Annotated in this window: 16 protein-coding genes, 1 pseudogene and 1 riboswitch; of the genes and pseudogenes, 13 read left to right on the plus strand and 4 right to left on the minus strand. The window is 41.4% G+C overall.

Annotated elements, in window-relative coordinates; translation table 11 throughout:
- Both BW724_RS23925 and BW724_RS03315 read left to right on the plus strand, forming a co-directional pair.
- Positions 1 to 213: hypothetical protein (locus tag BW724_RS23925; RefSeq protein WP_205160356.1), on the plus strand; the 213-nt coding region annotated here is incomplete at its 5' end.
- A gap of 61 nt (positions 214 to 274) precedes the next feature.
- Positions 275 to 1,207: a S1C family serine protease gene (locus tag BW724_RS03315; RefSeq protein WP_088073665.1), complete on the plus strand. Its 933-nt coding sequence runs from the start codon at positions 275 to 277 to the stop codon at positions 1,205 to 1,207.
- Between the two features lie 658 nt (positions 1,208 to 1,865).
- Here BW724_RS03315 and BW724_RS03320 read toward each other — a convergent pair.
- Positions 1,866 to 3,058 (minus strand): annotated as a pseudogene (locus BW724_RS03320) (IS3 family transposase).
- Positions 3,059 to 3,914: 856 nt separating this feature from the next.
- Between BW724_RS03320 and BW724_RS03330 the strand changes: the two are divergent.
- A complete protein-coding gene (locus BW724_RS03330) occupies positions 3,915 to 4,409 on the plus strand; it encodes a DUF4352 domain-containing protein (RefSeq protein ID WP_088073666.1) in 495 nt (164 codons plus the stop codon).
- A 294-nt stretch (positions 4,410 to 4,703) separates the two neighbouring features.
- On the plus strand, positions 4,704 to 7,259 hold the full coding sequence (locus BW724_RS03335) for a DUF2339 domain-containing protein (protein ID WP_088073667.1): 2,556 nt from the start codon (positions 4,704 to 4,706) through the stop codon (positions 7,257 to 7,259).
- A 79-nt stretch (positions 7,260 to 7,338) separates the two neighbouring features.
- Here the strand turns inward: BW724_RS03335 and BW724_RS03340 are convergent, their stop codons facing one another.
- From BW724_RS03340 to BW724_RS03350, 3 genes are read right to left on the minus strand one after another with little or no spacing between them, the layout of a single operon-like run.
- Positions 7,339 to 8,373 (minus strand): ABC transporter permease, encoded by a 1,035-nt coding sequence (locus BW724_RS03340; RefSeq protein ID WP_088073668.1) that lies wholly within the window; start codon positions 8,371 to 8,373, stop codon positions 7,339 to 7,341.
- Positions 8,345 to 9,316, minus strand: coding sequence for an ABC transporter ATP-binding protein (locus BW724_RS03345; protein ID WP_088073669.1), 972 nt, complete (start codon positions 9,314 to 9,316; stop codon positions 8,345 to 8,347). Before BW724_RS03345 ends, BW724_RS03340 begins: the two co-directional genes overlap by 29 nt.
- Positions 9,317 to 9,318: 2 nt before the next feature.
- Positions 9,319 to 10,473 (minus strand): COG1470 family protein, encoded by a 1,155-nt coding sequence (locus BW724_RS03350; protein ID WP_088073670.1) that lies wholly within the window; start codon positions 10,471 to 10,473, stop codon positions 9,319 to 9,321.
- Between the two features lie 241 nt (positions 10,474 to 10,714).
- Between BW724_RS03350 and BW724_RS03355 the strand changes: the two genes are divergently transcribed.
- The 9 genes from BW724_RS03355 to BW724_RS03395 all read left to right on the plus strand — a co-directional run bounded on the left by BW724_RS03355 (position 10,715) and on the right by BW724_RS03395 (position 25,740).
- A complete protein-coding gene (locus tag BW724_RS03355; protein WP_088073671.1) occupies positions 10,715 to 11,281 on the plus strand; it encodes a sigma-70 family RNA polymerase sigma factor in 567 nt (188 codons plus the stop codon).
- Between the two features lie 17 nt (positions 11,282 to 11,298).
- Positions 11,299 to 12,132, plus strand: a complete 834-nt coding sequence (locus tag BW724_RS03360; protein WP_088073672.1) for an anti-sigma factor — start codon at positions 11,299 to 11,301, stop codon at positions 12,130 to 12,132.
- An 879-nt stretch (positions 12,133 to 13,011) separates the two neighbouring features.
- On the plus strand, positions 13,012 to 13,746 hold the full coding sequence (locus BW724_RS03365; RefSeq protein ID WP_088073673.1) for a DUF1287 domain-containing protein: 735 nt from the start codon (positions 13,012 to 13,014) through the stop codon (positions 13,744 to 13,746).
- A gap of 311 nt (positions 13,747 to 14,057) precedes the next feature.
- Positions 14,058 to 14,169: riboswitch (SAM riboswitch) on the plus strand.
- Between the two features lie 145 nt (positions 14,170 to 14,314).
- Positions 14,315 to 15,457: a methionine biosynthesis PLP-dependent protein gene (locus BW724_RS03370; RefSeq protein ID WP_088073674.1), complete on the plus strand. Its 1,143-nt coding sequence runs from the start codon at positions 14,315 to 14,317 to the stop codon at positions 15,455 to 15,457.
- Positions 15,450 to 16,730 (plus strand): cystathionine beta-lyase, encoded by a 1,281-nt coding sequence (metC, locus tag BW724_RS03375; protein ID WP_088073675.1) that lies wholly within the window; start codon positions 15,450 to 15,452, stop codon positions 16,728 to 16,730. Before BW724_RS03370 ends, metC begins: the two co-directional genes overlap by 8 nt.
- On the plus strand, positions 16,731 to 18,722 hold the full coding sequence (locus tag BW724_RS03380; RefSeq protein WP_088073676.1) for a bifunctional homocysteine S-methyltransferase/methylenetetrahydrofolate reductase: 1,992 nt from the start codon (positions 16,731 to 16,733) through the stop codon (positions 18,720 to 18,722).
- Positions 18,706 to 22,167 (plus strand): methionine synthase, encoded by a 3,462-nt coding sequence (gene metH / locus BW724_RS03385; RefSeq protein WP_088073677.1) that lies wholly within the window; start codon positions 18,706 to 18,708, stop codon positions 22,165 to 22,167. Before BW724_RS03380 ends, metH begins: the two co-directional genes overlap by 17 nt.
- A 1,211-nt stretch (positions 22,168 to 23,378) precedes the next feature.
- Positions 23,379 to 24,668, plus strand: a complete 1,290-nt coding sequence (locus BW724_RS03390; RefSeq protein WP_088073678.1) for an MFS transporter — start codon at positions 23,379 to 23,381, stop codon at positions 24,666 to 24,668.
- A gap of 85 nt (positions 24,669 to 24,753) precedes the next feature.
- Positions 24,754 to 25,740, plus strand: a complete 987-nt coding sequence (locus BW724_RS03395; protein ID WP_176371271.1) for a DUF4003 family protein — start codon at positions 24,754 to 24,756, stop codon at positions 25,738 to 25,740.
- The last annotated feature ends 39 nt before the right edge of the window (positions 25,741 to 25,779 follow it).

Below are 25,779 nucleotides of genomic sequence, written 5' to 3' on the forward strand. Positions count from 1 at the left end.
CACGGAATGGAGACTGAAATAGAGCGGAGGAGCGATTTGAGTCTTCATTTTCACGAAATGGAGACTGAAATAGAGCGGTGGTGTGAATTGAGTCTTCATTTTCACGGAATGGAGACTGAAACAGAGCTGGGACAGGATTTGAGTCTTCATTTTTTTAATTTGAGGGAATATAGTAGAGCTTCCAGTGCCCCGACAAAGAATGAATACCACTAGGACTCAGAACAACAAAGGCCGGGCAGTTTTTGCCTGGTTTTCTTAGAACTTTTCATATTTAATGTTTGAGCAGTATAATGAAATTATAGTTCCTTCAATAGAAAACAGATATCATTTTGTGGATCCATGTCAGGAGGGGGACATTATTAGTTATAGAGACGATGAAAATAGTACGAATAGCCATGACGAAAAACAACATAAAGCAAAGGAAGATGAGCTTTATTTTGATGGCGAAAAGTATTATACAAGGGAAGAGTTTTTTAATCCGGAAGATGAAGAAGAGACAAAGCCACCTAAAAAGAAGAGATGGTTAAGGGTTACGATTGCTTCTATTTTGACCATTGCATTATTAACAAATGTTTGGCAAATGTGGCCACGACTGTTTAATTTTGATTCCATTGAATTTATACAAATATCAAGGGAATTATCGCAGAATGATGACGTGCAATTGTATAAGGAATCAATTGTTGTCGTCAGGGCAGGTGGTAGTAAAGGAACGGGTTTCTACATTTCAGAGGATGGATATATCATTACCAACCAACATGTTGTCGATGATGCGAATGTTGCCACCGTTACGTTTCAAGGTGGAGATGCCTATCGTGCAGAGGTAATTGAGACAAATGAAGAGATAGATATTGCTGTTTTACATATCACTGATGATGCACCAGATCATCCCGTCTTGGAGTTTCATGATACTTGGGAAAGGGACATGGACGTTTATGTTATAGGAAACCCATTATTTTTTAATTTCATCGCAAACAGAGGTCATGTGATTGGCATGACGGAAGGCCGAGAAGTGCCATTCCTCATGCTGGATGCACCAATTTATAGAGGGAATAGTGGTAGCCCAGTGATTAATCAAGATGGAAAAGTCGTGGGCGTGGTCTTCGCTACGAGTCGAATAGATGTTGATGGCGAGCGCATGCGGGTGGGCCTCTCCGTGCCAGTGGATTATTTAAAAAACTATTTAGAGTTTGAAATAGAAGTAGACTAGAACTAGAGTGCCATAGAGTGTGCTCATTTCATAAGGTTGATTATTAGAAGGGTAAGTAGTTAATGAAGGAGGCGCCATTTTAACTTTGGTGGTCTCTTTCAATGTTTTGAGCATAGAAAATTGATTTTTGGGGGGGAAACTGGTAGTGAGGGTCTGGAGTGATGGCCGCAGACTTTGGAAATGCGGACTGAAAAATGAGTATGTATGAAGTTCAGTCCGCAATCTTAGAAAATGCGGACTGAAAACTGAGAATGTATGAAATTCAGTCCGCAATCTTAGAAAATGCGGACTGAAAACTGAGAATGTATGAAATTCAGTCCGCAATCTTAGAAAATGCGGACTGAAAAATGAGTGTGTATGAAGTTCAGTCCGCAATCTGGTCCTCTGTCAAGAAAGTAGACAAAAATTAGAGAGAAATATCGGTTATATGAGTTGATTTTACAAACTTCCGTTAAAGAATTCTGATACTTAATATTCTTATAACTTGGTTAGATGTCCATCAGCTGGGTTCTCTCGTTTCTTCGCAACTTGACACGGAGCCTCTGCGGGCATGTGTTCCTAGCCACGAAGCCACATAGGTTACAGAACCTGTGGCTCGCCAAGGAGGCTAACATACCCGCCACTCCGTGTAAAGTTGCTTTGTGTCTGCCACTTGAGATTATGCGGCACTTTCTCCTTTGTCTGCTTTTTGCTTATTGCCATGGAGTTTTTCGTACTCATTTGGCGATACATAGCCTAATGTCGAATGGCTCCTTCTTGCGTTATAAAAGCTCATGATGTACTTCCATATTTCCTTAGCTGCTACTTCACGGTTCTCAAACTTCTGTCTGTACACTAGCTCTTTTTTAAGTGAGGAAAAAAATGACTCCATGCACGCATTGTCATAACAGTTTCCTTTACGACTCATACTTATTTGCATGTTACATTCCTTAAGCCGATCAATGTAATCCTGAGAGGTATACTGACTTCCTCGGTCAGAGTGGTGGATTAACCCTTCCCCTGGTTTTCTTGAACTAATAGCTCGTTCCAAAGCTCTTAATGGCAATTCTTTTGTCATCGTTTTATCTGTAGCCCACCCTATGATTTTTCGGGAGAACAAATCCATCACTGTCGCTAAGTACAACCAACCCTGCATTGTCCAAATATACGTAATATCCGTTACCCAAACACTATTTGGTTTGTCTACTTCAAACTGTCTATTTAATAGATTAGGGTAAATTGGATTTTGATGCTTAGAATCCGTTGTTACCACAAACTTTTTCTTCGGTGTTGCTCGTAACCCCATTTCCCGCATATATTTACCAACAGTTCTTTCAGCTATTTTAATCCCAAGTTTCCATAATTCCCTGGTAATCCTAGGGCTACCATAAACAGACCTATATTCAAAGAATAGCCTACGGATCTTTGCCATTAACCTCTTTTTTCTTTGCTTACAAGGCAAGTTGTTTTCTTTGCTGGTTTTTATCCATTTATAATATCCACTCTTTGAAACCTTTAGGACTTCGCACATCTTCACAACTCGAAATTCCTTTCGGTGCTCATACATAAAGTTAAACTTAACTATCGGCCTTTCATGAAGATGTGCGCCGCCTTTTTTATAATCTCATTCTCCTCCTTTAATTCATTAATTTGATCTAGCAGTTCTTTCTCACGTTTCTTGTACTCTCCAGGTGTAATATATTCTGTTCCTTCTTTACTTTGCTTTAACTTTTCCCGATACTTTTTTACCCAGCGATATATGTTTTTGCTTGAGATATCCATTTCACTACTAACCTCTGTAGCTTTCTTTCCTTCTTCTACTACTAACTTAGCGATATACTCTTTAAACTCCTCATCATAGGTTTTAATCATTTTGACACGCTCCATTTCTAGATTATGGTTTTATTCTCTCCATAACGTGTCCACTTTATAGTCTAGACCCAATCTTAGGAAATGTGGACTGAAAAATGAGTATGTATGAAGTTCAGTCCGCAATCTTAGAAAATGCGGACTGAAAAATGAGGTGGTATGAAATTCAGTCCGCAATCTTAGGAAATGCGGACTAGATTTCGAGTTAGAGTAGAATCTAGTCCGCAAAACTAGAATGTCCAATTACATGATTACATTACCCCCTGCCAACATGACAATAGTTCCCCCCTCTCCCACACCATCCAGCCTTTATTAGTAAAAAATGAAACTGTTTAATGATTTTTATCGTATTTATTAGTAGGTGGATTTTTCAATAGGAGGAGATGGAGCACAGAACACAGAGCGCAGAACACAGAGCGCAGAGTGCAGAGCGCCGATTTGGTTTCACTTTACACCGACGTAAACGATGACTATTGTAGGTAGAATTTCATCCTATTGTTTCCAGTATTTAAAAGGGGGTATAATTAAATTATAGGAGATTTTATCTAGGGGAGGTGGACTCTTCAAGGTAGTAATAAAGGAATTCATTAATTTTTCCGAGCCTCAGCAGTTGAAGTCATTCAACTACAACCGTAACTCATACACTCCATTGCCTCAATGATTTGTGTTTACAAATTATGACACTAGCACATGAATTGGTTCGCAAGATTCGCAACTTCGCAACTTCGCAGATTAGCACATTCATATACTCATAGAATGAGATACAAACTTCATTTTGAAACAATACTTCGTTAAGTAAGTAGAGAAGGTTTTTTCACATTACCATTTTTCTTAAAAAATAACATGGGGGGAATTTGGAATGAAGAAATTATTGCTTCTTTTCATCACAGGGCTCTTTATTATAGCTGGTTGTGCGGAGCAAGCGACTAGCACATCAGCAGATGAAGGGGAATTCCTAGCACTTGGTGAAACTGGCGCCATATCCAATATGGCAGGAGATTATGAAATTACCGTTGAACGAGTTCAACGATTTGAGGAGTATGACGGACGTACACCAGCAAAAGACTATTTTTACCTTATTGATATCGAAGTAGTGAATACAGGAGATAGTGTATTGATCGGCAACGATATTATACGTTCAACCCTTGTTGGTGATAATTGGGAAATATCGGAAAACTGGTATAGTGCTTTCTTGAAGGAGATTCCAGAGCAACTCCAACCAGGGGAAAGTGCTGAAGTGGAACTATTTTTTGACCAAGTTGATTCAGAATCCTATCGATTAAACTTTGCAATTGGCTTAGCGAAGCCATCGAGTGAAAGCAGATGGCAGTTTTCAAAAGGAGATATAGAGTAATAATTTAGGAAAGCAATAAAAAGAAGGGACAAAGCTGATGATTGTACACAGCTTTGCCCCTTTTTTTTTCACCAAAAAAATCTATTATAGTATGTTTCGAATTACAGATTGACTAAATAATTCCAATTAAAAAAGGATATCTAATTCCCCTATCGAATAAGAATGTAAATACTACCTCGGATACGACAAAAGTGCGCAGAGTTATTGGAAATCAGAGGGTTGTTAATACTATATACCAGCAACCAGCATGTTTATTGACTAACCTATTCTATTAACCGGTTGGGGGTAATAATAATGGACGAGTATAAAGAACGGCTCCAACGAATGATTGATCAACATAACATATTGGAAAAGGAGCTAGAAAGTGCACTGAAGGAGTATGAATCCCACGATTTTATGAAAGAAAACAAAGAGCTACGAGAAAAGTATGAGGAATTTAAGAAGCAACTTCAAGTTCTTAAAGAGAAAGAAGCAACTCTACGCATCGAAAACGGAAAGCTGCGATCAGCGCTTCAAGAGCAAATATTGGATGAAAAACTCAGTATTCTAAAAGTCTCCCAGGAAAAACTTGATACATATTTTCAAAAAAGATCCGGTTCCCATAAAAATGAGTTACAGTTGTTTGAAGAGGAGACCCAAAGGAAAATAGATAAATTAGTAAAGGAAGCGGAAGTAAATCTAGGCAAGGAAAAGCATCAAGTTTATATGGATCTTAAAAAAGTATCTCATGAATTAAATGAACGAATTGCCCAACATCGAGCGGAACAGGCAAAGAAAGAAAGGGAATTATTAAGGGATACTGCGAATCAATTTCTGGAGCATGGAGAGGGAGAGATCCCTGAAGAAGTGATTCAAAAACGTATAAAACAAAATCAAGTTGAAATGAAAATCGGGCTGAACTGGATTAACAGACTAGGAATCCTATTGATTATTCTAGGAGTTGGCGCAGCGTTTCGTTATTCATATGCAAACTGGTTTAATGATTATTTCAAAGGTGGGTTATTCTTTCTCCTTGGACTCATCATGATTGCTGGTGGAGAGTTCTTCAGTCAACGTCAGAAACGCACCTTCGCTTTAGGGTTACTTGGTGGAGGAATAGGAGTCCTATACGGTTCTATCTTTTTTAGCTATTTCTTACTTGAGATCATCGGATTATTTCCGGCTTTATTATTGTCCGTGTTAGTAACAGCAACGGCAGTTGTTTTATCTGTTCGATATCAGTCCCGAACGATTTGTTCTTTTGGACTCATCGGTGGGTACTTGCCACTATATTCGTATATTCTTGCCTTCGGTCTAGAAGGGGCAGCTGTTTATATGGCTATGGGGTACTTATTGATCTTAAACTTGTCGATCTTGATCATCGCTTTCCAGAAACATTGGACAGTCGTACACTATATAAGTTTTGCATTTAACATTCCGTCTATGTTTGTACTCATTGCCCTTTCATCAAGTGATTACATGAATTTGATCTATTCTGTATTAACCTTCCTAATGTATCTTGGTATCACGATTGCCTATTCGTTTACAAAGAAGGTTGCACTTAAACTTCTGGATGTCATTTTGTTAGGCTTGAATACATTTATCAGTTGTGTCGTTCTTTACTGGCTATTCAACCAGCTTGCATGGGATGATTTTAGAGGTCTTCTCGCTTTAATATTTAGCGTTGTTTACGTTGGATTAGGGAAGTTTGTAATGACGTATATGCCTAAAGAGCGAATAACAATGGTCTTGTTTTATGGAACAGCACTAACATTTGCAATTCTAATGATTCCATTCCAGTTCCAATTTGAGTGGGTCGTACTTGGGTGGCTGATCGAAGGGGTTGTCCTAATCGCTTATGCACATTGGGCAAAAATAAGGTCGGTGGAACGGGCAGGTTGGCTTATTTTCGTACTCTGTCTCAGCATTTTTTACATTGAAGCATATTGGAATGTCGTATGGAGTTGGGATATTAGCACGCAATTTAACCTGAAATACTTCTCAGTAATGCTCGGTATGTTATTGATCATGGTGTACTATTTGCTCCAACAACAAAAGTTGGGAGCAACAGCAAATGTTTTCCCAAGCGTTAGGGGATTCATTGATTATTATAAATACTTTGTATTAGGAAACTTGTGGTTCTATATGATTTATCAATCACGTTACTTTTACTATGAATGGGTACCAGTAGATTTCACACATTTTTCCTTTTATGAATGGATGATGATGTCATTTTTAACAATCGGTTTGTCTTATGCACTTACGAAAATTCCATTATTATATGACCGCACCGTTAAGTATTATTGTTTAGTGCTTTATGGCATTGGTTCTTTCCTTGGGCTGATGGTGACGATGTTTTTGCCAACATTACAACAAGAGTTCAGTCAAAACACGACAGTTGAGTTTCTTGCCTTAGGGCTGTTAATCGTATTTAATGTTCTTGTCTTTTTTAGCGGTAGAGATCTCTTACTTACTATCATTCGTCAAAGGTATCAAAACTTGGAACTCTATCCACTAATTCTAGGGGTTTACTTATTAGGGGTAATGGCTGCCTTTTTAACCGTACAATTTCACCTAGGTGATGTGAGTCTATTATTTACTTCCGTCTTCCTAGTGATGGCCATCAGCTATATCTCTTATGGCTTTATGAAAAAATTTGTGTATATCCGCCGGCTCGGTTTAGGATTAACGATCCTTTCCACAGGAAAACTCATACTTTATGACTTGTCTTTTTTAACCGAAGGCAGCAAAATAATAGCTTATTTCAGCTTTGGAGTTGCTTTGCTTGGTATTTCCTACATGTATCAAAAGGTCTCGAGTCAGCAAGATGGCCAATCGAAAGAGGAGTCAGGGAAAACGTTAGGGCAATAGAAAAAAGTAGTGCAGGTCAAACTCAGCACGAGTAATTCCTGCACTACATCTTCCTTCAAGTATCATGATATTCCGCGACCTAAGCCCTAATCTCCTGTCTCATAAAAATGACGTACGATAAAGCAAAGCACAGGAGAGTTGCAGCAATTAACCCAGTTAGTTGTGGCCAGATGAGAAGGAGGCTCTGACCTAGGGGTAATGTGCTAGGGATAGCCCCCACCACTTGTTCCATCGTTAATGGGCCAACAGAACGAATAGACGGTGTTAATAAGATTGTTGTTATATCACTGAATAGGTAGTTAGGGTTTAAGTTTGATAAAACTTGAGTAAATCTGCCATCAGCTTCATTTCCAATACCACCAATAATGTTGACTATCATGGAATAAAAGACACCGAAAAACAACCATATGGCAATACATGAAATGGCTGAAGTGGCCGGCTGCTTAAACCTGATAGAAAACAAGATGGATAGATTCAGCCAAAAACCGATGTAAACGATGCTCATGAGCATGAATACAATAATGCGCCAGAATTCATCCCAAGTAGGCGGCAGACCAGTTGCTAAAATACCGAAAGCCATTACGAGAAAACCTAGAGTGAAAATTAATACTGCAATCATAATTAGTGTAGCTATATATTTGGCATTGATTAAATAATCACGTTGAATTGGCTGAGATACGATTCTGCTTAGCGTACCCCTATTTCGCTCAGCATTAATAGCATCAAATCCTAGGGCAATTCCTAGTAATGGACCTAGAAAACTAATAAATGTGATAAAAGGTGGCAACGTGCCGTCAGGGTCAGAGATCGTAAATAGTCTCAAGAACAAAAAGGCATTATTGGCATCAATATTAGCTGCAACGTCTCGTATGTTTGTTAAGGCAGTGTAGAGTGAGCCGAGACAAGTGAGTAAAATAATCAGGAACAGAATCACAAATCGCCAACTCCTGATTTGGTCAGCCATCTCTTTTTGCACAATCACCCAAAAAGGATGTGGAGCCCTTTCACCCTGGTTTCTTTCTTCAATATGTGCATCTGTATTTGCCTCGTCTCCATTCTTTAATTTGACCTTTTTTCCAGTGAAACTAAGTCGTTCTAGGAATGGGAGCTTCATGATTACCACCTCCTTGGAAGTACTGATGGTAAATTTCATCTAAACCATATTCTTTTATAGAAAGTTCGAGTAGGGATTTCCCTGAATCCATAATAAGGTGGACAAGGCCTCCTGTGACGTCTGTTTCACTTTTGACATGAAGGTTTTGCTTATCAACTTTCTCCACTTCAAAAACACTTGGATGATTTTTTATCATCGTTATGAGTTCGTCACTCACTTCTGAAACCTTCACAATTGTCGTTATTCCCTCTTTTGAAAACAATTCTTGAGACAGCTCATCTAGTGTACCTTTAGCAAGCAATTTACCATCTACAAATAGACCAACTCTGTCACATATTTGTTGGACTTGGTGTAAATGGTGGGAGGATAGGAGAACTGTAATCCCTTGTTCCTTACTAAGTTTTTCAATAAGCTGTAGTAAATCTTGTACCCCTTGAGGGTCGATCCCTAAAGTTGGTTCATCGAGAACAATCACGTCTGGTTCTTTAATGAGAACATCTGCGAGTCCGAGACGTTGCTTCATTCCTCTAGAGTATTTTCCGGTTTTTTTATTCATCGCTTCCTCTAGACCAACTTCTTTTAGAAGTCTCGTAGCCCGTTCAGTAGCTTTTCCCCGTGGAACGCCATTGAGCATTGCAGTAAGAACGAGGTTTTCTAGTCCTGTCCGATCCTCGTAAAAGCCGACGCTGTCAGGTAAATAACCTACCCTTTCCTTTACTTTTTTAGGTTCCCTTGTTGAGTTAAAACCACAAACCTTGACTTGACCTGAGGTTGGCTCTGTTAGTCCAAGCATCATTAATATCGTTGTAGATTTCCCTGCACCGTTTGGACCAAGGAGGCCGAACACTTCACCTCGCTCAACCGTTAAGCTTAAATGGTCCACCGCGAGAACACCATCATACTTTTTTGTTAAGTTCTCAAAAGTAATGATCGGTTCAACCATCGTTATCTCCTCCCATACTTACGTATTAAAAAGAAGATACCTGTGATAACTCCAAGGATAATTAGGATACTGATCCAGCCCCAAAGCATCGATGTCTCCACTTGGATTCGGAATTCCTTCTTAGATTCTGCTTCGTCAGTACTTGCTGTCATTTCCACAACGTAATCTCCAGCAATAGCATTTTTACTTGCAGATATGGTTGCCCTAACAGTTTGTGATTCGCCTGGCTCTAATGTACTAATCGTACCTGGGGAAAACTCTACATCCCAATCCATTGGTGTATTGGAGCTGAATGAAATATCCGTCAGGTCACGAGTACCGGTGTTTGTTACTTCCATCTCAAATGTTTTATCACGCCCAGCAGTAATATTACCGCTTAATAGCCCACTAGGAGTGGAAAAATCAATATCGTATTTTCCGGTAATGACGGCTTCTAACTCTAGATCAGCACTAGTGGCGTTAGTTGATGCACTGACTGGAATGATATATTCACCAGCTTCTACAGATGGTGGTGGGAAAACTACCACATTTATATTCTCCGTTTCATTGGAGTCAACGGAAACAGATGTTACATTATTTCCACCTACTTGGAAGGTTACATTCCAACCAGGCCCAGCTTGCGCTCTCAAAGAATAGTTTTGCTCTTCAGCTGTTCGGTTCCTAAGGGACAAGCTGTATGAAAAAGACGCATCTGCATCTCCTTCCATGTTGGCTTGTTCCGTTGTTAATTCTGTTTCAAAGGTTCCCCTTTCAGAAATAGTTAATGTAATTGGTAGATTTTCAGAAACACCTGATTCCGAAGATGCAGCAACGGTAAAACGATAGTCACCTTCTTCCACCTCTAGGGGAACATTCACGTCTACTGAAATAGATTGTTCCTCATTTGGTCGGATTGCCAATTGATGAAGTTCATTTCCTGATGCTGTAATATCGTAATCCCAGTCACCTGGAAGCCCGTTTACTTCAAAAGAGACGAGCTGAATTTCATCTGTGTGGTTGGTAATATCGAAAGAGTAGTTTACATTTTCTCCAGGTGTTACGGAGATTCCGGTGTAAGGTGTATAAAGTGTTAAACCAGTTTGTGCCAATGCACTGGACCCAATGGCCACTATGAAAGTAGTTAAAAATGACATTACTAGAATGAGTTTTTTTAACATGTGAGATTACCCCCTTAATATTTTTTCAATAATGGTACGTCAGTAAATGCTAGGTTGGATTTATAAATTTTAATTTTTATTTTGGAGGGGCTTTACATTTGAAATTATATTGGGAATGGTAATACGATTTAATTAGTAAATTAAAAAAGTTTTCAAAAATAGAAATCCATTTGATCGGAAATTACGTAATATAATAGAGAAGGATAAAATGAATTGATATTGTCATTAGGGGTGAATTGTCGTGATTCATACACCTGAAAGCAGTAAACAATTGATGGAGGAAGTCAAAAACGGTTCACCTGTTGCCTTTGAACAGCTCTATGACCGTTACTCCAAACTTGTTTTTAGCATAGGGTTGAAGATGTTAAAAAACAAAACGGACGCGGAAGATCTTACACATGAAGTTTTCATAGAAATCTATCGAAATCCATATAGTTATGATTCGACCCGTGGGACCGTTGAAGCTTGGATTGCAGTTAAGGCGCGCAGTCGAAGTCTTGATTTCCTACGCCGGAGTAAACATGATAAGACAGTTTACGGTGATGAATTAATGATGGACAGGATTACTGATCCAGGACTAGTGGAAGAAGAAGTGTTGACGAAGGCTGAAAGGGAGGAATTGTTAGTTGCTATGAAGTCCTTACCGGAGACTCAAAGGAATGTCGTATATAGTAACTACTTTCAAGGAGAATCCCATCGTGTTTTAGCTGAAAAACTTAATCGGCCTATTGGAACCATTAAATCTCTTGTAAGATATGGCATAAATAATATGAAAAAGTATTTTGAAGCCCAGCAAAAAAGTTTATGAACAAGAGGTGAAGCAAAATGAGCTGTAAACACGGATTTACTGAGGAACTAATATATGACTTTGTCGCTGGGAATCTAGACGTTGTTTTTGCAAAACGGGTAGAAAAACATTTAAAGGTGTGTGATGATTGTCAATCAATCTATCACACATGGGTAGAAATATATGAGGGAAATACTAGTGTAGTGAAGGGACAACCGCCTACTAGTGTGAAAAAGCGAGTGATGGGAACCGTCAGAAAAGAGCGTAGTCGTGTATCATTTCTGAAACAACCAGCCTTCCTTTTCTTGAGTGTAGGTGTCACGATAGTCTTTTTACTTATTGGTGTCACATTGGGACAAACGACCTCTTATGAACTAAGTGACGGGGACGAAGGGCTTGATGGCGTGCATGGTGGCGGGATTGAGGTTACGGAAGGACTTGGGGGGCTTCCAGCAGAGAGGGAGGATGTGGAATTTTCGGCTACTGCGAGGTCGGAATTGGAATACAAGGAGCAAATGGAATCTCTGCAGCCGTTCCTAGTGAAAGAGGAAACGAATGTTTATGAGATACTCCCAGAATACAATGAAAACATTAAAGGTTACGTATGGATAAATCAAGATTCAAATGAGTTGATGCTTTTTGTAGATGGACTTCCTCCAGTTGCGCTTAAAGATTACCAAGGGTGGGTTCAAACTGCGAATGAGGTTAAGAATGCAGGTGTCATTAAGACTTCTGGAGAAACAGGGTTAGTTTATTATCAAGACCGAAGTATTAAAACATTAGAACATATTATGTTAAGCAGGGAGCCACTAGGTGGCAGTGATGAACTGACGGACCCTAACCCTGTGTTTATCCAGCTTAACTCAAGGTAGTTGGGGCGGGGCATTATTGAGAGTGGAGCGGATAGTTCACTTTGTGAGGTAATCCCTTTGATTTCGGGCACTATGACGTGGTTATAGTGCCTTTTGTATTTGTCTCATTGAGGTTTCGGGCGCTATTGATGGTGGATAGTGCCCGGAGCGAGGTGTGCTTATTTGATTCGGGCACTATTGGGAGCGGATAGTGCCCGGAGCGAAGTGTGCTTCTTGGTTTGGGGCACTAATGATGGTGGATAGTGCCCGGAGCGAAGGGTGTTTATATGTTTGGGGCACTATTGAGGTCGGATAGTACCCGGAGCGAGGTGTGCTTGTATGTTTCGGGCACTATTGAGAGTGGATAGTGCCCGGAGCGAAGTGTGCATATATGTTTCGGGCACTAATGATGGTGGATAGTTCCCGGAGCGAGGTGTGCATATATGTTTCGGGCACTAATGATGGTGGATAGTACCCGGAGCGAGGTGTGCTTGTATGTTTCGGGCACTATTGAGAGTGGATTGTGCCCGAAGCGAGGTGTGCATGTTAGTTTCGGGCACTATTGAGGTCGGATAGTTCCCGGAGCGAGATGTGCATGTTAGTTTCGGGCACTATTGAGGTCGGATAGTGCCCGAAGCGAAGTGTGCTTCTTGGTTTGGGGCACTGTTTGATGGTGGATAGTGCCCGGAGCGCGCGACCCACGCAGTTTTTGGGCACTAATGCGATGGAATAGTTTTCTTCACCTCAAACCAAAAGTCACCTAACAATACAAACCGTATACAACCATGAATTACCTCAATTTTGAAACATTTTCTTTCTTCATTCCGTCTGTTTAGTAAGAAGAGCGATTAGTACGGAGTAAAGACTAGAACAAGGTACTTTACGAGGAGGGGCTAGCCTATGAAGAAGGAAAAGAAACGCAGAAGGTTTAAGAAATCGTGGCTTAAAATAGCTACAATAGCTATAATTCCTATCATATTAATTCTTCCTTTCTATAAAAACGGTATAATTCTAGATTTCTTAGGATTTGAACTAGATAATCCGTTCGCTACGAGTATAGAAGTCCCTGATGATTTTTCACAAATAGATTCAAATAATAGTGGCATTCCAGATCCAATTGAGATGGTTGTGGAAGCACGAAAAGAAGTGGAGCAGAGGACTACTTATAGAAGTGGGTATTATGCAGGTGGGTATCCGCCTGATGATGAAGGAGTTTGTACAGATGTCATTTGGCGCGCTTTAAAGGCGATTGATGTGTCACTTAAGGATTTAATGGATGCTGATATTGAGGAGAATACAGAATTATATCCTAGAGTGGACGGTAGGCCTGAGCCCAATATAGATTTTCGTCGTGTCCCAAATCAATATGTGTTTTTTGAGAGATTTACGGAGTCCTTAACCACCGAAGTTATTCCGGGCGATGTTGAAAACTTGAGAGAATGGCAGCCAGGAGATATTGTTTTGTTTCTGGAAGGCTTTCATCACGTAGGTATTATTTCAGATCGGCGAACAAAGGATGGCGTTCCTTATGTAATACACAACACATGGCCCCATGCGGCAGAAGTGAAATTAACCTCCTTTAGTACACCGATTGCTGGCCACTACCGATGGAACTATGAAGCACAAGATTTATAGATTTAGAGTGTTGATAAAACTCGGGTGTTTTATATAGATTGATACAGCTTTAATTTAAAGACCTTCCCGAACGTGAAAGCCCACTCCACAAGGTGGGAGTATCAGGCTCTAGGCTCTATTAAACTCTGCTGTTAAAAAAAACTAAAATTAAAACGTAAGCATGTTTATTTACTTGATTGCATATTCTCAAGTATTATCAGAGTAGGATGTACAACCCTTGAAGTTTTGCAAAATTAATTTTTTTCAGTAAAATCGTTGACGTAAATCAGAATAACACTTATAATCACATTTAACTAATTGAATAAGATGGACTCTTATCAAGAGAGGTTGAGGGATCTGGCCCTTTGACGCCTCGGCAACCATTGAATTTTTATTCAACAGGTGCCAAATCCAGCAGAACACTGCAGTTCTGAAAGATGAGAGGTCCGACGAACGGATTATTCTAAATAATTCAGATGATGTCGACCTCTTTTATTATAGGGGTCGATTTTTTTCGTTTACACGATGCAGTTATTAAGAGGCAGCGCTAAACGAATCAAATCCCTAAGATAGATTTGGAGGGTATACAATGAGAGATGGAAAAGAAATACCATGTTGTACCAAAGAAACAGAACTTGTTCAGATTGGAAATAATCAAGATTTGAAAACTGGGGCAGTAAATACGCCAGTTTATTTTTCCACAGCATATAGGCATACTGGGATTGGAGAATCTACAGGGTATGATTACTCTAGAACAGCTAATCCGACACGGACAGTTTTAGAAGCGGCGATTGCAAAGCTAGAGCATGGGGACAGGGGATTTGCCACAAGTTCAGGAATGGCAGCGATCCATACAGTATTCGGACTTTTTAAACAAGGTGATGAAATCATTGTTTCGAAGGACATATACGGAGGAACTTATCGACTGTTTGAGCAGGTGTTGAATCAGTACGGGATCAGCTTCAAATATGCAGATATTCGGAAGCCAGAAGCGTTTGAAGCACTCATAACTGAAAATACAAAGGCATTATTTATTGAATCACCTACGAATCCATTGATGCAAGAAGCGGATATTAAGGTTTTTGGGGAGTTGGCAAAAAAGAAAGAAATACTTCTGATCGTAGATAATACCTTTTATACACCGTTATTACAGCAGCCAATCAAGGACGGAGCGCACATCGTTATTCATAGTGCTACGAAATATTTAGGAGGGCACAACGATGTTCTTGCAGGATTGATCGTTACTAAGGGAGAAGAGCTTAGTGACAAAGTATTTACACTCCATAACGGAATCGGTGCGACATTGTCTCCGATGGACAGCTGGCTGTTAATACGGGGTATGAAAACATTAGCCTTAAGGCTGCAAAAACATGAGGAAAATGCAAAATTAGTTGTGAAATACTTAGAAGACCATGAAGCAGTGCAGGAGGTTTTATATCCAGGTAGAGGTGGGATGATCTCCTTCAGAGTGAAGAAGGCGGAATGGGTTGACTCCTTTTTACGTAGCTTGCAGCTCATTACTTTCGCAGAAAGCTTAGGGGGCGTAGAAAGCTTTATTACGTATCCAGCAACTCAGACCCACGCAGATATTCCCGAAGAAGTAAGGTTTGAAAATGGCGTGTGCAATAAACTACTTCGTTTTTCTGTGGGGATTGAAGGGGCGGAAGACTTATTGAAGGATTTAGATCAGGCGCTACAAGCAGCTCGTAAGGAGGCTACTACAAATGAGTAACGACAAATTACATTTTGAGACAAAATTGATTCATAACGATCAAGCGTTGGAGAAGGAGCATGGTGGTGTTAGTGTACCAATTCATCACACCTCCACCTTCCATCAGTTTGAAATAGATTCATTTGGAAAGTACGATTATTCCCGTTCTGGTAATCCAACAAGGGAGGCTCTTGAGGAAACGATTGCCCACCTTGAAGGAGGAACGAGGGGCTTTGCTTTTTCATCAGGAATGGCAGCTATCTCTACTGCTTTTTTCCTCGTATCCAAGGGAGATCATGTGCTCATTTCTGAAGGTGTGTATGGTGGAACTTTTCGATTGGTCACGGAGGTCCTTGGTCGATTTGGGGTGGAATACACCTTTGTAGATGCATCTGATGTGGAAAAAGTAGAGGCGGCTATTCAACCAAATACAAAAATTGTGTACCTTGAAACGCCCTCCAATCCACTGTTGAAAATTACAGATTTAGAGGAAGTTTGCAAGATTGCGAAAAAACACGGCTGTTTGACTTACGTTGACAACACCTTTTTAACACCAGAGCTTCAAAAACCTCTAGAGCTTGGTGCTGATGTTGTGCTACACAGTGCCACAAAGTTTTTAGCGGGACATAGTGATGTCGTGGCTGGTCTGGCTGTAGTAAAGGACCCTGAGCTAGGGGAGCGCCTTGGTTTTCTCCAAAATACATTTGGGGCAGTGCTTGGCGTGCAGGATTGCTGGTTAGTACTAAGGGGATTGAAGACGCTACATGTACGGATGAAGCATTCTCAAGAGTCCGCATACAAGATTGCTAGATATTTAGAAACGGTACCTGAGGTGAAGGAGGTTTATTATCCTGGCTTGGAAAACCAAGAAGGATATTTGACACAAGTGAAGCAATCTAAAGGTGCTGGAGCAGTGTTATCGTTTTTGCTAGAAGATTACGATGCAGTTAAAGTTTTCTCTAAGCACGTTAAGCTTCCAGTTTTCGCAGTAAGTCTCGGGGCGGTAGAATCTATTTTGTCTTATCCTGCTAAAATGTCCCATGCTGCTATGCCAAAGGAAGAAAGGGAGAAAAGGGGCATTAAAGACGGCTTGCTCCGTTTATCAGTAGGGTTAGAAAATGTGGATGATTTGATTGAGGATTTTGAACAAAGCTTCAAGGTGCTTCGAGCGGAGTGTGCAGATGGGACTGTGAGTACGGAACAGGCAGAAAAGGCTGATCGTACAGAACGAGCAGAACGAGCGGAAAGTGGAAGGCAAGTGGAAGTGGCAAAGCAAGGAGGAGGGGCTGTTTAAATGGGTTTTCTAGACGATATAAAAAAGGAAGTCATCATAGCCGACGGAGCGATGGGAACCCTTCTCTACTCTTATGGAATTGGAAATTGCTTTGAAGAGCTGAACCTGTCCCATGCTGAACAGATTAAGGGGATTCATCAAGCTTATTTACATGCAGGATCACAAATGATACAAACAAACACTTATGGTGCGAATTACGAGAAGCTAGCTCGATACGGATTAGAAGATGAAGTGAAACGAATAAATGCAGCTGCCGTCAAGATAGCGAAGGAAGCTGTGAAAGAGTTTAAAGATGAGGAATTGCGATTACTGAAGGGGAATGAGGCTTCCCTAGAAAATAAATATATATTCGGAACGATCGGTGGGATTCGGGCGTTACCAACAAAGCCCGTACCACTTACAGAAATAAAGCGAAACTTTCGTGAGCAACTGTACTGTTTGCTCATGGAAGGGGTCGATGGTATTTTACTAGAGACGTTTTACGATCTTGAGGAGCTTTCTACAGTGTTGGAGATTGCTAGGCGTGAAACGGAACTTCCTATCGTCGCTCAAGTATCCTTACATGACAAAGGCTTTGTTCAAGGTGGCATAGCTCTCCAAGATGCCTTAAGTAGATTAGAAGATTTTGGGGCAGATGTAGTTGGTCTGAACTGTCGAATGGGGCCGTTACATATGATTAGCTCCCTCGAGCAGGTTCCCATTCCACCGAAGGCATATTTATCTGCCTATCCAAATGCGAGCTTGCCGAGTTATTCGGAGGGCCGATATCACTACTCATCAAACTTTGATTATTTTAAGGAATCAGCAGTTTCTTTAAGAAATCAGGGAGTAAGGCTGATTGGAGGTTGTTGTGGGACGACACCTGAGCATATTAAGGCTATTGCCAGCGCGGTGAAAGGGGCGGAGCCTGTTTTAGAAAAAGAAGTCTTTGCTGTAAAACGTGAAAGTGTATCAGTCCAAGACGTAACTTCAAAAACGGATAGTCATTTAAAAACTGAAGCTGAAGTTGAAGCGTCAGAATCATCGCCACCTTCCACCTCATTAGTAGACATTGCGAAGGAACGGGAAACCGTAATTGTTGAATTTGATACGCCAAAAAACTTAGATACGGCGAAGTTTTTAAGAGGTGCTCAAGCACTGAAGGAATCTGGTGTTGACGCTATTACCTTAGCAGATAATTCACTGGCGACTCCTAGAATATGCAACTTAAGCATGGCTGTTCAGCTGAAGCAGGAAATTGAAGTTCCGCCCCTTGTTCATATTGCATGTCGTGACAGAAACTTAATAGGAATGCAGTCGCATTTAATGGGGCTTTCCACATTAGGTATCAATAATGTGTTAGCCGTTACTGGAGATCCAGCTAAAGTAGGGGATTTTCCTGGTGCAACGTCTGTGTATGACCTATCATCTATTGAACTCATTCAATTAATTAAGCAATGTAATAAAGGGTTATCATTCACTGGCAAGCCACTTGGAAAAGGGACAAACTTTACGGTTGCTGCTGCGTTTAATCCGAATGTAAGACGATTAGATCAGGCTGTAGTACGAATGCAGAAGAAAATAGATGCAGGTGCAGACTACTTTATGACACAGCCCGTTTATTCTTTGGAAAAAATTGAGGAGCTTCACCAGCACACAAAGGGTATAGATGCTCCTGTTTATCTCGGAATTATGCCACTGACTAGTTATCGAAACGCTGAATTTTTACATCATGAAGTGCCTGGTATTAAATTGACGGATGATGTAAGGGAAGCGATGGCAGCACATAAAGGAGATAAGGAACGCTCAAAGCAAGAAGGGTTGGCAATTGCGAAGCATTTAATTGATGGGGCGATGGAGTATTTTAACGGAATCTACTTAATCACTCCGTTTTTACACTATGATATTACGGTGGAATTGACGAAATATATACGCCAAAAGGCAAAGGAAAGAGCAGGCTTAAAGATAGCAGAACCTGTGGGAAGGAAGGTTTTCGATGGGAACATTATTTGAACAGCAGCTGAAGAATAAAATCTTAGTTTTCGACGGGGCAACAGGTACGATGTTTCAACAAGCGGATTTAACGGCTGACCATTTTGGTGGAGAAGAATATGAAGGCTGTAATGAGTATCTGAATATTGTATCACCAGAGGTCGTGGAGGAGGTACATCGTCGCTATTTAGAAGCAGGCTCAGACATGATTGAAACAAATACATTCGGTGCCACGAGCATTGTCTTGGATGATTATGATCTCGGTAGTGAGGCGGAGGAGATCAATTATCAGTCTGCCCTCATTGCTCGAAAAGTAGCAGATGAGTTTTCCACAGCGGAGTGGCCGAGGTTTGTAGCTGGATCCATGGGTCCTACGACGAAAGCAATCTCCGTTACTGGCGGCGTAACCTTTGAAGGGTTAATTGATACGTATGAAGAACAAGTGCGTGGACTGCTCCGTGGAGGCGTGGATGTGTTGCTCTTGGAAACGTGTCAAGATATGCGTAATGTGAAAGCAGCTTACATCGGCATTCAACGAGCATCTGAAGCGTTTGGAAAAGAGCTTCCCCTGATTGTTTCAGGTACGATTGAACCAATGGGAACAACTCTAGCGGGACAAAACATCGAGGCTTTCTACTTGTCATTAGAGCATATGAAGCCTGCCATGGTCGGACTTAACTGTGCGACAGGTCCAGAATTTATGCGGGACCACGTTCGCTCATTATCCAATCTAGCAACGTCAGCAGTGAGCTGTTACCCGAATGCTGGCCTCCCTGATGAGGAAGGGAACTATCATGAATCTCCAGAATCTTTGGCTAAAAAAATAGCTGCATTTGCTGAAAAAGGTTGGTTAAACATGGTAGGTGGTTGTTGCGGAACCACGCCAGAACATATTCGAGCTTTGGCGGAAGCGGTGAAACCATATTCACCAAGGGAAGTCCCTTCTGATCATCCGCACGGTGTGTCCGGGATTGAACCGTTAGTGTATGAAGATGATATGAGACCACTAATGGTAGGGGAGAGGACCAATGTAATTGGATCGAGAAAATTTAAGGGCCTCATTGCAGATGGTAAATTCGAAGAAGCTTCTGAAATTGCAAGGGCACAAGTAAAGGGCGGCGCCCACATTATTGATATTTGCCTTGCTGACCCTGACCGTGAGGAACTTGAAGACATGGAATTGTTCCTAGAGCAGGTGATTAATAAGGTTAAAGTACCCCTCATGATTGATACAACTGATGAGCTAGTGTTGGAAAAAGCACTTACCTACTGTCAGGGGAAAGCTATCATCAACTCCATTAATTTAGAGGACGGGGAAGAACGTTTCGAAAAGGTTGTGCCACTCATTCATCGATATGGTGCTGCAGTCGTTGTTGGAACGATTGATGAAGTGGGAATGGCAACGACTGCTGAAAGAAAGCTCGAAGTTGCGAAGAGGAGCTATGATTTATTAGTCGAAAAATACGGTGTGAATCCACGTGATATTATATTCGATCCACTTGTTTTTCCAGTAGGGACAGGTGATGCACAGTACATTGGCGCCGCAAAGGAAACGGTAGAGGGGATTCGACTGATTAAAGAAGCTCTCCCAAAATGTTTGACAATACTTGGAGTTAGTAATGTCTCCTTTGGGCTACCTCCTGTTGGAAGGGAAATTGTCAATGCAGTTTTCCTATACCATTGCACGAAGGTTGGTCTTGACTATGCTATTGTCAATACGGAAAAACTCGAGCGCTTTGCCTCTATTCCAGAGGGGGAAAGAGTGATGGCGGAAGAGCTGTTATTTGAGACGAGTGACGAAACGCTGGCAAAACTAGTTGAGTTTTATCGTGGAAAAAAATCCACATCTAAAAAGGTTGTCTCTAATTTATCTTTGGAAGAACGTCTTGCACATTATGTCGTTGAGGGGACAAAGGAAGGGCTCCTCCCTGACTTAGAAAAGGCACTAGCTAAGTTTTCCGATCCATTAGATATCATTAATGGCCCGTTAATGGATGGCATGGCAAAGGTTGGGGAGTTATTCGATAAGAATCAGCTGATCGTGGCAGAGGTGCTTCAAAGTGCGGAAGTCATGAAAGCCTCTGTTGCCTACCTCGAACAATTCATGGAGGTCAACGAAAATCGTTCGAAAGGGAAAGTGCTCCTAGCGACGGTTAAGGGCGACGTACATGATATTGGGAAAAATCTAGTCGAGATTATTTTAAGCAATAATGGCTTTAAAGTAGTAGATTTAGGAATTAAAGTTACATCACAAACCTTAATAGAAGCGGTCCGTAAAGAAAGTCCAGATATGATTGGGTTATCGGGTCTATTAGTAAAATCGGCACAGCAAATGATGCTGACAGCGCAGGACTTACGCCAATCGGATATTTCTATTCCTATCTTAGTTGGTGGCGCAGCATTATCAAGGAAGTTTACGGAAAATAAAATTGGACCTGAATATGAGGGACCTGTTCTTTACTCTAAGGATGCAATGGATGGTCTTAGCCTTGCAAACCAACTACAAAATCCTGAGGAAAAGAAAAAGATCGTTAAGAAGCTGGAGTTGAAAAAAAATGAAGAGGCCGCACAGAAAGGGGTTTTGGGCGATAGTGCTAAGGGTGTCGGAGCGAATGCAACTGCAACTGCTACTGCTGTAAAGGTGAGATCCAATGTATCCACGGAAGTTCCTGTGGTCGTCCCGCCAGATTTGAAGCGTCACTTATTGCGCGATGTGCCGTTACAACACGTGTCGCCATATTTAAATTGGCAAACGTTATTAGGGAAGCACTTAGGAATCCAAGGGAAAGTGGAGCGTAGATTGGCGGAAGGAGACGCAAAAGCTCTTGAATTGAAGGAGCTAATCGTGGACCTCCTTAAAGAAGGGGAAAAAGATAGTTTAATCTCCGTTAACGGCATGTATCAATTTTTCCCAGCCCAAGCAGACGGCGATGATATCATCATTTATGATCCAGTTGACCAAGGCAAAGTAATTGAACGATTTACTTTTCCAAGGCAGCCTGAAAAACCTCATTTATGTCTAGCCGACTTCTTACGTCCAGTATCCAGTGGTGAAATGGACTATGTTGGCTTCCTTGCAGTCACTGCTGGAAAAGGAATTAGAGAGCAGGCGCAAAAATGGAAGGAACAAGGCGACTATTTGAAGAGCCATGGCATCCAGGCCCTCGCTCTAGAATTAGCAGAAGGAATGGCAGAGTACGTCCATCACTTGATGCGTGATCAATGGGGCATTCCTGACCCAGCCGACTTTACAATGCAGGAGCGTTTTCGTGCGAAATACCACGGGGTACGTGTTTCTTACGGCTACCCAGCATGTCCAGATTTGGAAGACCAAGCAAAGCTCTTTGATTTGATAAAACCTGACGCTATTGGGATTAATCTAACGGAAGGCTTCATGATGGAGCCTGAAGCATCTGTTACAGCCATGGTTTTCGCTCACCCAGAAGGACGGTATTTTAGTGTTTGATAGGGTGGTTTGTGGCTATGGTTGTTGAATGCTGATTTGTGGTTGCTGAATGGTGATTTTGGTATTTGGTTGATTTTGTGGGGAATTTTGTGTTTGTAAGGAGTAGTTCAGGCTAAATGTAGTCTGAACTGCTTTTTTTTGCTGGGGAGCTGGAGTTTGTGCTGGGGTGGGTGTTGCTCCGGGCACTAAGACAAAGAAATAGTGCCCGAAGGTCTTAACTCGCCGTTGCTCCGGGCACTAAGAGCAAGCAATAGTGCCCGAAGGTCTTAACTCGCAGTTGCTCCGGGCACTAAGAGCAAGTAATAGTGCCCGAAGCGCCTAACTCGCCGTTGCTCCGGGCACTAAGAGCAAGTAATAGTGCCCGAAGGTCTCAACTCGTAGCTGCTTCGGGCACTAAGAGCAAGGAATAATGCCCGAAGGCCTTAACTCGCAGTTGCTCCGGGCACTAAGAGCAAGTAATAGTGCCCGAAGCGCCTAACTCGCCGTTGATCCGGGCACTAAGACAAAGCAATAGTGCCCGAAGGTCTCAACTCGTAGCTGTTTCGGGCACTAAGAGCAAGTAATAGTGCCCGAAGCCGCCATCTCACAGTTGCTCCGGGCACTAAGAGCAAGTAATAGTGCCCGAAGCAGCTAACTCGCCGTTGATCCGGGCACTAAGACAAAGCAATAGTGCCCGAAGGTCTCAACTCGTAGCTGTTTCGGGCACTAAGAGCAAGTAATAGTGCCCGAAGCCGCCATCTCACAGTTGCTCCGGGCACTAAGAGCAAGTAATAGTGCCCGAAGCCACCATCTCAGAGTAGCTCCGGGCACTAAGACAAAGAAATAGTGCCCGAAGGCCTTAACTCAGAGCTGCTCCGGGCACTAAGAGCAAGAAATAGTGCCCGAAGGTCTTAACTCGCCGTTGCTCCGGGCACTAAGACAAAGGAATAGTGCCCGAAGCCGCCATCTCACAGCTGCTCCGGGCACTAAGAGCAAGAAATAGTGCCCGAAGCCCTCAAATCGCCGTTGCTCTGGGCACTATCACTAGATTCATCTCTCGCAGCTCTACTGTCCGCGCATTCATGCATTCATTCATTAGATAGTTCGCCCCCCATTAGATACTCCGCAGCCCCCCAATTCACCATCCACAACATCATTCCGAATCCATATCCCTTGAAAATTTCGTATCTCGAAATATATAATAGGAGTAGATAATTAAGGAAGTGACCTTCATGCATGATAAAAATTGGAAACGGAATTTGTACATTTTAATGGTCTGTCAGTTTTTTGTGATGGCTGCCATGACAATGATCATCCCCTTTTTACCCCTTTACCTTCAAGATTTAGGTGTTACTGACCCGCAGGCAGTGAGTCGGTGGTCAGGAATTATCTTCGGTGTTAACTTTTTAAGTGCCTTTTTATTTTCACCACTTTGGGGAAAACTAGCTGATCGCCATGGCAGAAAACTTATGCTGCTTCGATCTGGATTCGGGATGGCGATTGTAATTACATTAACAGGTTTTGCCACAGGACCTTGGTCGTTGTTTTTTCTCAGGTTCTTAAATGGAATGATTTCGGGATTTATTCCTGCTGCTATCGCACTGATGTCCATGAGTACACCGAAAAAACAAGTGGGATATTCACTAGGTATGTTACAGGCTGGAGCCGTTGCAGGTGGTATTTGTGGTCCTTTATTCGGGGGGATCATGGCTGATTTCATGGGCTTTCGAATGATTTTTTACGTAACAGGAGGGACCATTTTAATTGCTGCTTTCGGAGTCTTATTTTTTGTAAAAGAGAATTTCCAGAAAAAAGAAGAGAAAGTAAAAACCAATACATTACAAGACTTCAAAAAAGTTGTATCCACTTCACCAATTCTTTCTTTATTTGTGGTATTCTTCGTAGTTCAATGTGCGTTGATCGGAATTAATCCACTACTATCTTTGTTTGTGCAAGAGCTGACCCCATCACAAAATATTGCGTTTTACGCAGGGCTTGCCATGTCAGTGATGGGCTTTGCGAACATGTCAGCTAGTCCGTTTTTAGGAAAGCTTAGTGACAAAAAAGGGCATCACTTTGTATTATTGTTAGCTCTGCTGTTTGCTGCAATTGTCACACTGCCGCAAGCCTTCGTAGCCTCCTATTGGCAGTTAATTGCTTTCCGATTTCTGTTAGGGCTTTGTTTGGGCGGCCTCCTTCCATCTATTAATTCACTGATACGTCATTTGGCACCAGTTGGGATGGAAAGTAGAACATTTGGTTTTTCCAATAGCTTTATGTATCTGGGCACGATGCTTGGTCCGACGGTTGGTGGATGGTTAGCCTCTGTTGCAGGGATAAGAAGTCTATTTATTGCCTCCTCCATTCTATTATTCTTAAATGTTCTCATTGTAAAATATCGTGTTGTGCCAGTGATGGTTCAGAGGAAACGTGATGAGAAGCGGGAAGATTTACAGAAGGAGAAAAAGCAAGACAACCGACAAAATAACGCCAAAGAGAAACATCATTTAGGGCAGGCGTAGGAAAAAAAGAAATCGGTTAAATGAAACTTTGATCAAACCATCACCGTAACTATAATATAGTTAATTTACGAAGGATGGGATGAAGATGGGGCATGATCTAGAACGAACCGTTAATGATTATACAAAAACTTTTGTTCAGTTAAAGAAAAAACTGAGGTGGCATGTCTCTGATGAACGAACGTTGATGATGGTGTCAACCCTTTATTTAATGAAGGGAAAAGAATTTGATATAGAAAACTTCCTAGATGTTTCTGAATATATTAAAAAAAGTGTGGGGATGTTTTCCTCACTGAAATCTTCGCAACGATTTTCTACTGCGGCAATGCTAGATTTAAAGTATGAAGACCCTAAGGAGAAATTTCATGAGTACCTCAAAGCATACGAAGAGTTAGTTGCTGGTGGTTTTCACAGGGGGAACTTTACTTATATTGCTGCATTAGGCGTGATGACTGCCGATTTGTCTTCAGCAGGATATGAGCCCCTAGTTAAGCGAGCGATGGAAGTGTACAAAGGGATGAAGAAGGAGCACGTCTTCTTAACTGGACAAAGTGATTATCCACTAGCTGTTCTTTTAGCACAGCAAGAACAGAATGTAGAAGAGATGATGGTTGTAATAGATAATTACTATCGTGGTTTAAATAAGGAAGGATTTAGAAAAGGAAATGACCTTCAGTTTTTAAGTCATATATTATCTCTTCAAACGGAAATGGGTACAGATTTACTAATACATCGTTGTTGTGACTATATTGATAGTTTTAGAAAAGCAGGTAGAAGAATGAAGCCCATGTATTACCCTGTAATTGGATTGCTTGCGATTGTTGGGGAAGCCTCTCATAATGTTGAACGTGTAATGAGTTTGTATGAACGATTAAATAAGGAGAAGCCTTTCCGTTGGCATAAGGATATGAATTTTCTGATGGCGGTAAACTTTTTGGTTAAGGATAAAGTGGAGGACGGAAGTTTGTTAAGCGCAGGAATACAAACGACCATTGAAGCCATCATTCAAGCACAGCAGGCTGCAATGATCGCTGCCATGTCAGGTGGGGCTGCAGCTAGCAGTAGCAGCAACTAAATTCAAAAGGTACCTTTTTCACATTGCCCAGTGAAAGAA

The organism is Litchfieldia alkalitelluris, assembly GCF_002153425.1.
GTDB classification, from domain to species: domain Bacteria; phylum Bacillota; class Bacilli; order Bacillales; family Salisediminibacteriaceae; genus Evansella; species Evansella alkalicola.

Bases quoted from the DNA above. Each gene is read 5' to 3' on its own strand.
- BW724_RS03315 (WP_088073665.1), top strand. From the start codon at position 275: ATGTTTGAGCAGTATAATGAAATTATAGTTCCTTCAATAGAAAACAGA.
- BW724_RS03370 (WP_088073674.1), top strand. From the start codon at position 14,315: ATGAGAGATGGAAAAGAAATACCATGTTGTACCAAAGAAACAGAACTT.
- BW724_RS03390 (WP_088073678.1), top strand. From the start codon at position 23,379: ATGCATGATAAAAATTGGAAACGGAATTTGTACATTTTAATGGTCTGT.
- BW724_RS03330 (WP_088073666.1), top strand. From the start codon at position 3,915: ATGAAGAAATTATTGCTTCTTTTCATCACAGGGCTCTTTATTATAGCT.
- BW724_RS03380 (WP_088073676.1), top strand. From the start codon at position 16,731: ATGGGTTTTCTAGACGATATAAAAAAGGAAGTCATCATAGCCGACGGA.
- BW724_RS03350 (WP_088073670.1), bottom strand. From the start codon at position 10,473: ATGTTAAAAAAACTCATTCTAGTAATGTCATTTTTAACTACTTTCATA.
- BW724_RS03365 (WP_088073673.1), top strand. From the start codon at position 13,012: ATGAAGAAGGAAAAGAAACGCAGAAGGTTTAAGAAATCGTGGCTTAAA.
- metC (WP_088073675.1), top strand. From the start codon at position 15,450: ATGAGTAACGACAAATTACATTTTGAGACAAAATTGATTCATAACGAT.
- BW724_RS03335 (WP_088073667.1), top strand. From the start codon at position 4,704: ATGGACGAGTATAAAGAACGGCTCCAACGAATGATTGATCAACATAAC.
- BW724_RS03345 (WP_088073669.1), bottom strand. From the start codon at position 9,316: ATGGTTGAACCGATCATTACTTTTGAGAACTTAACAAAAAAGTATGAT.
- BW724_RS03395 (WP_176371271.1), top strand. From the start codon at position 24,754: ATGGGGCATGATCTAGAACGAACCGTTAATGATTATACAAAAACTTTT.
- BW724_RS03340 (WP_088073668.1), bottom strand. From the start codon at position 8,373: ATGAAGCTCCCATTCCTAGAACGACTTAGTTTCACTGGAAAAAAGGTC.
- metH (WP_088073677.1), top strand. From the start codon at position 18,706: ATGGGAACATTATTTGAACAGCAGCTGAAGAATAAAATCTTAGTTTTC.
- BW724_RS03360 (WP_088073672.1), top strand. From the start codon at position 11,299: ATGAGCTGTAAACACGGATTTACTGAGGAACTAATATATGACTTTGTC.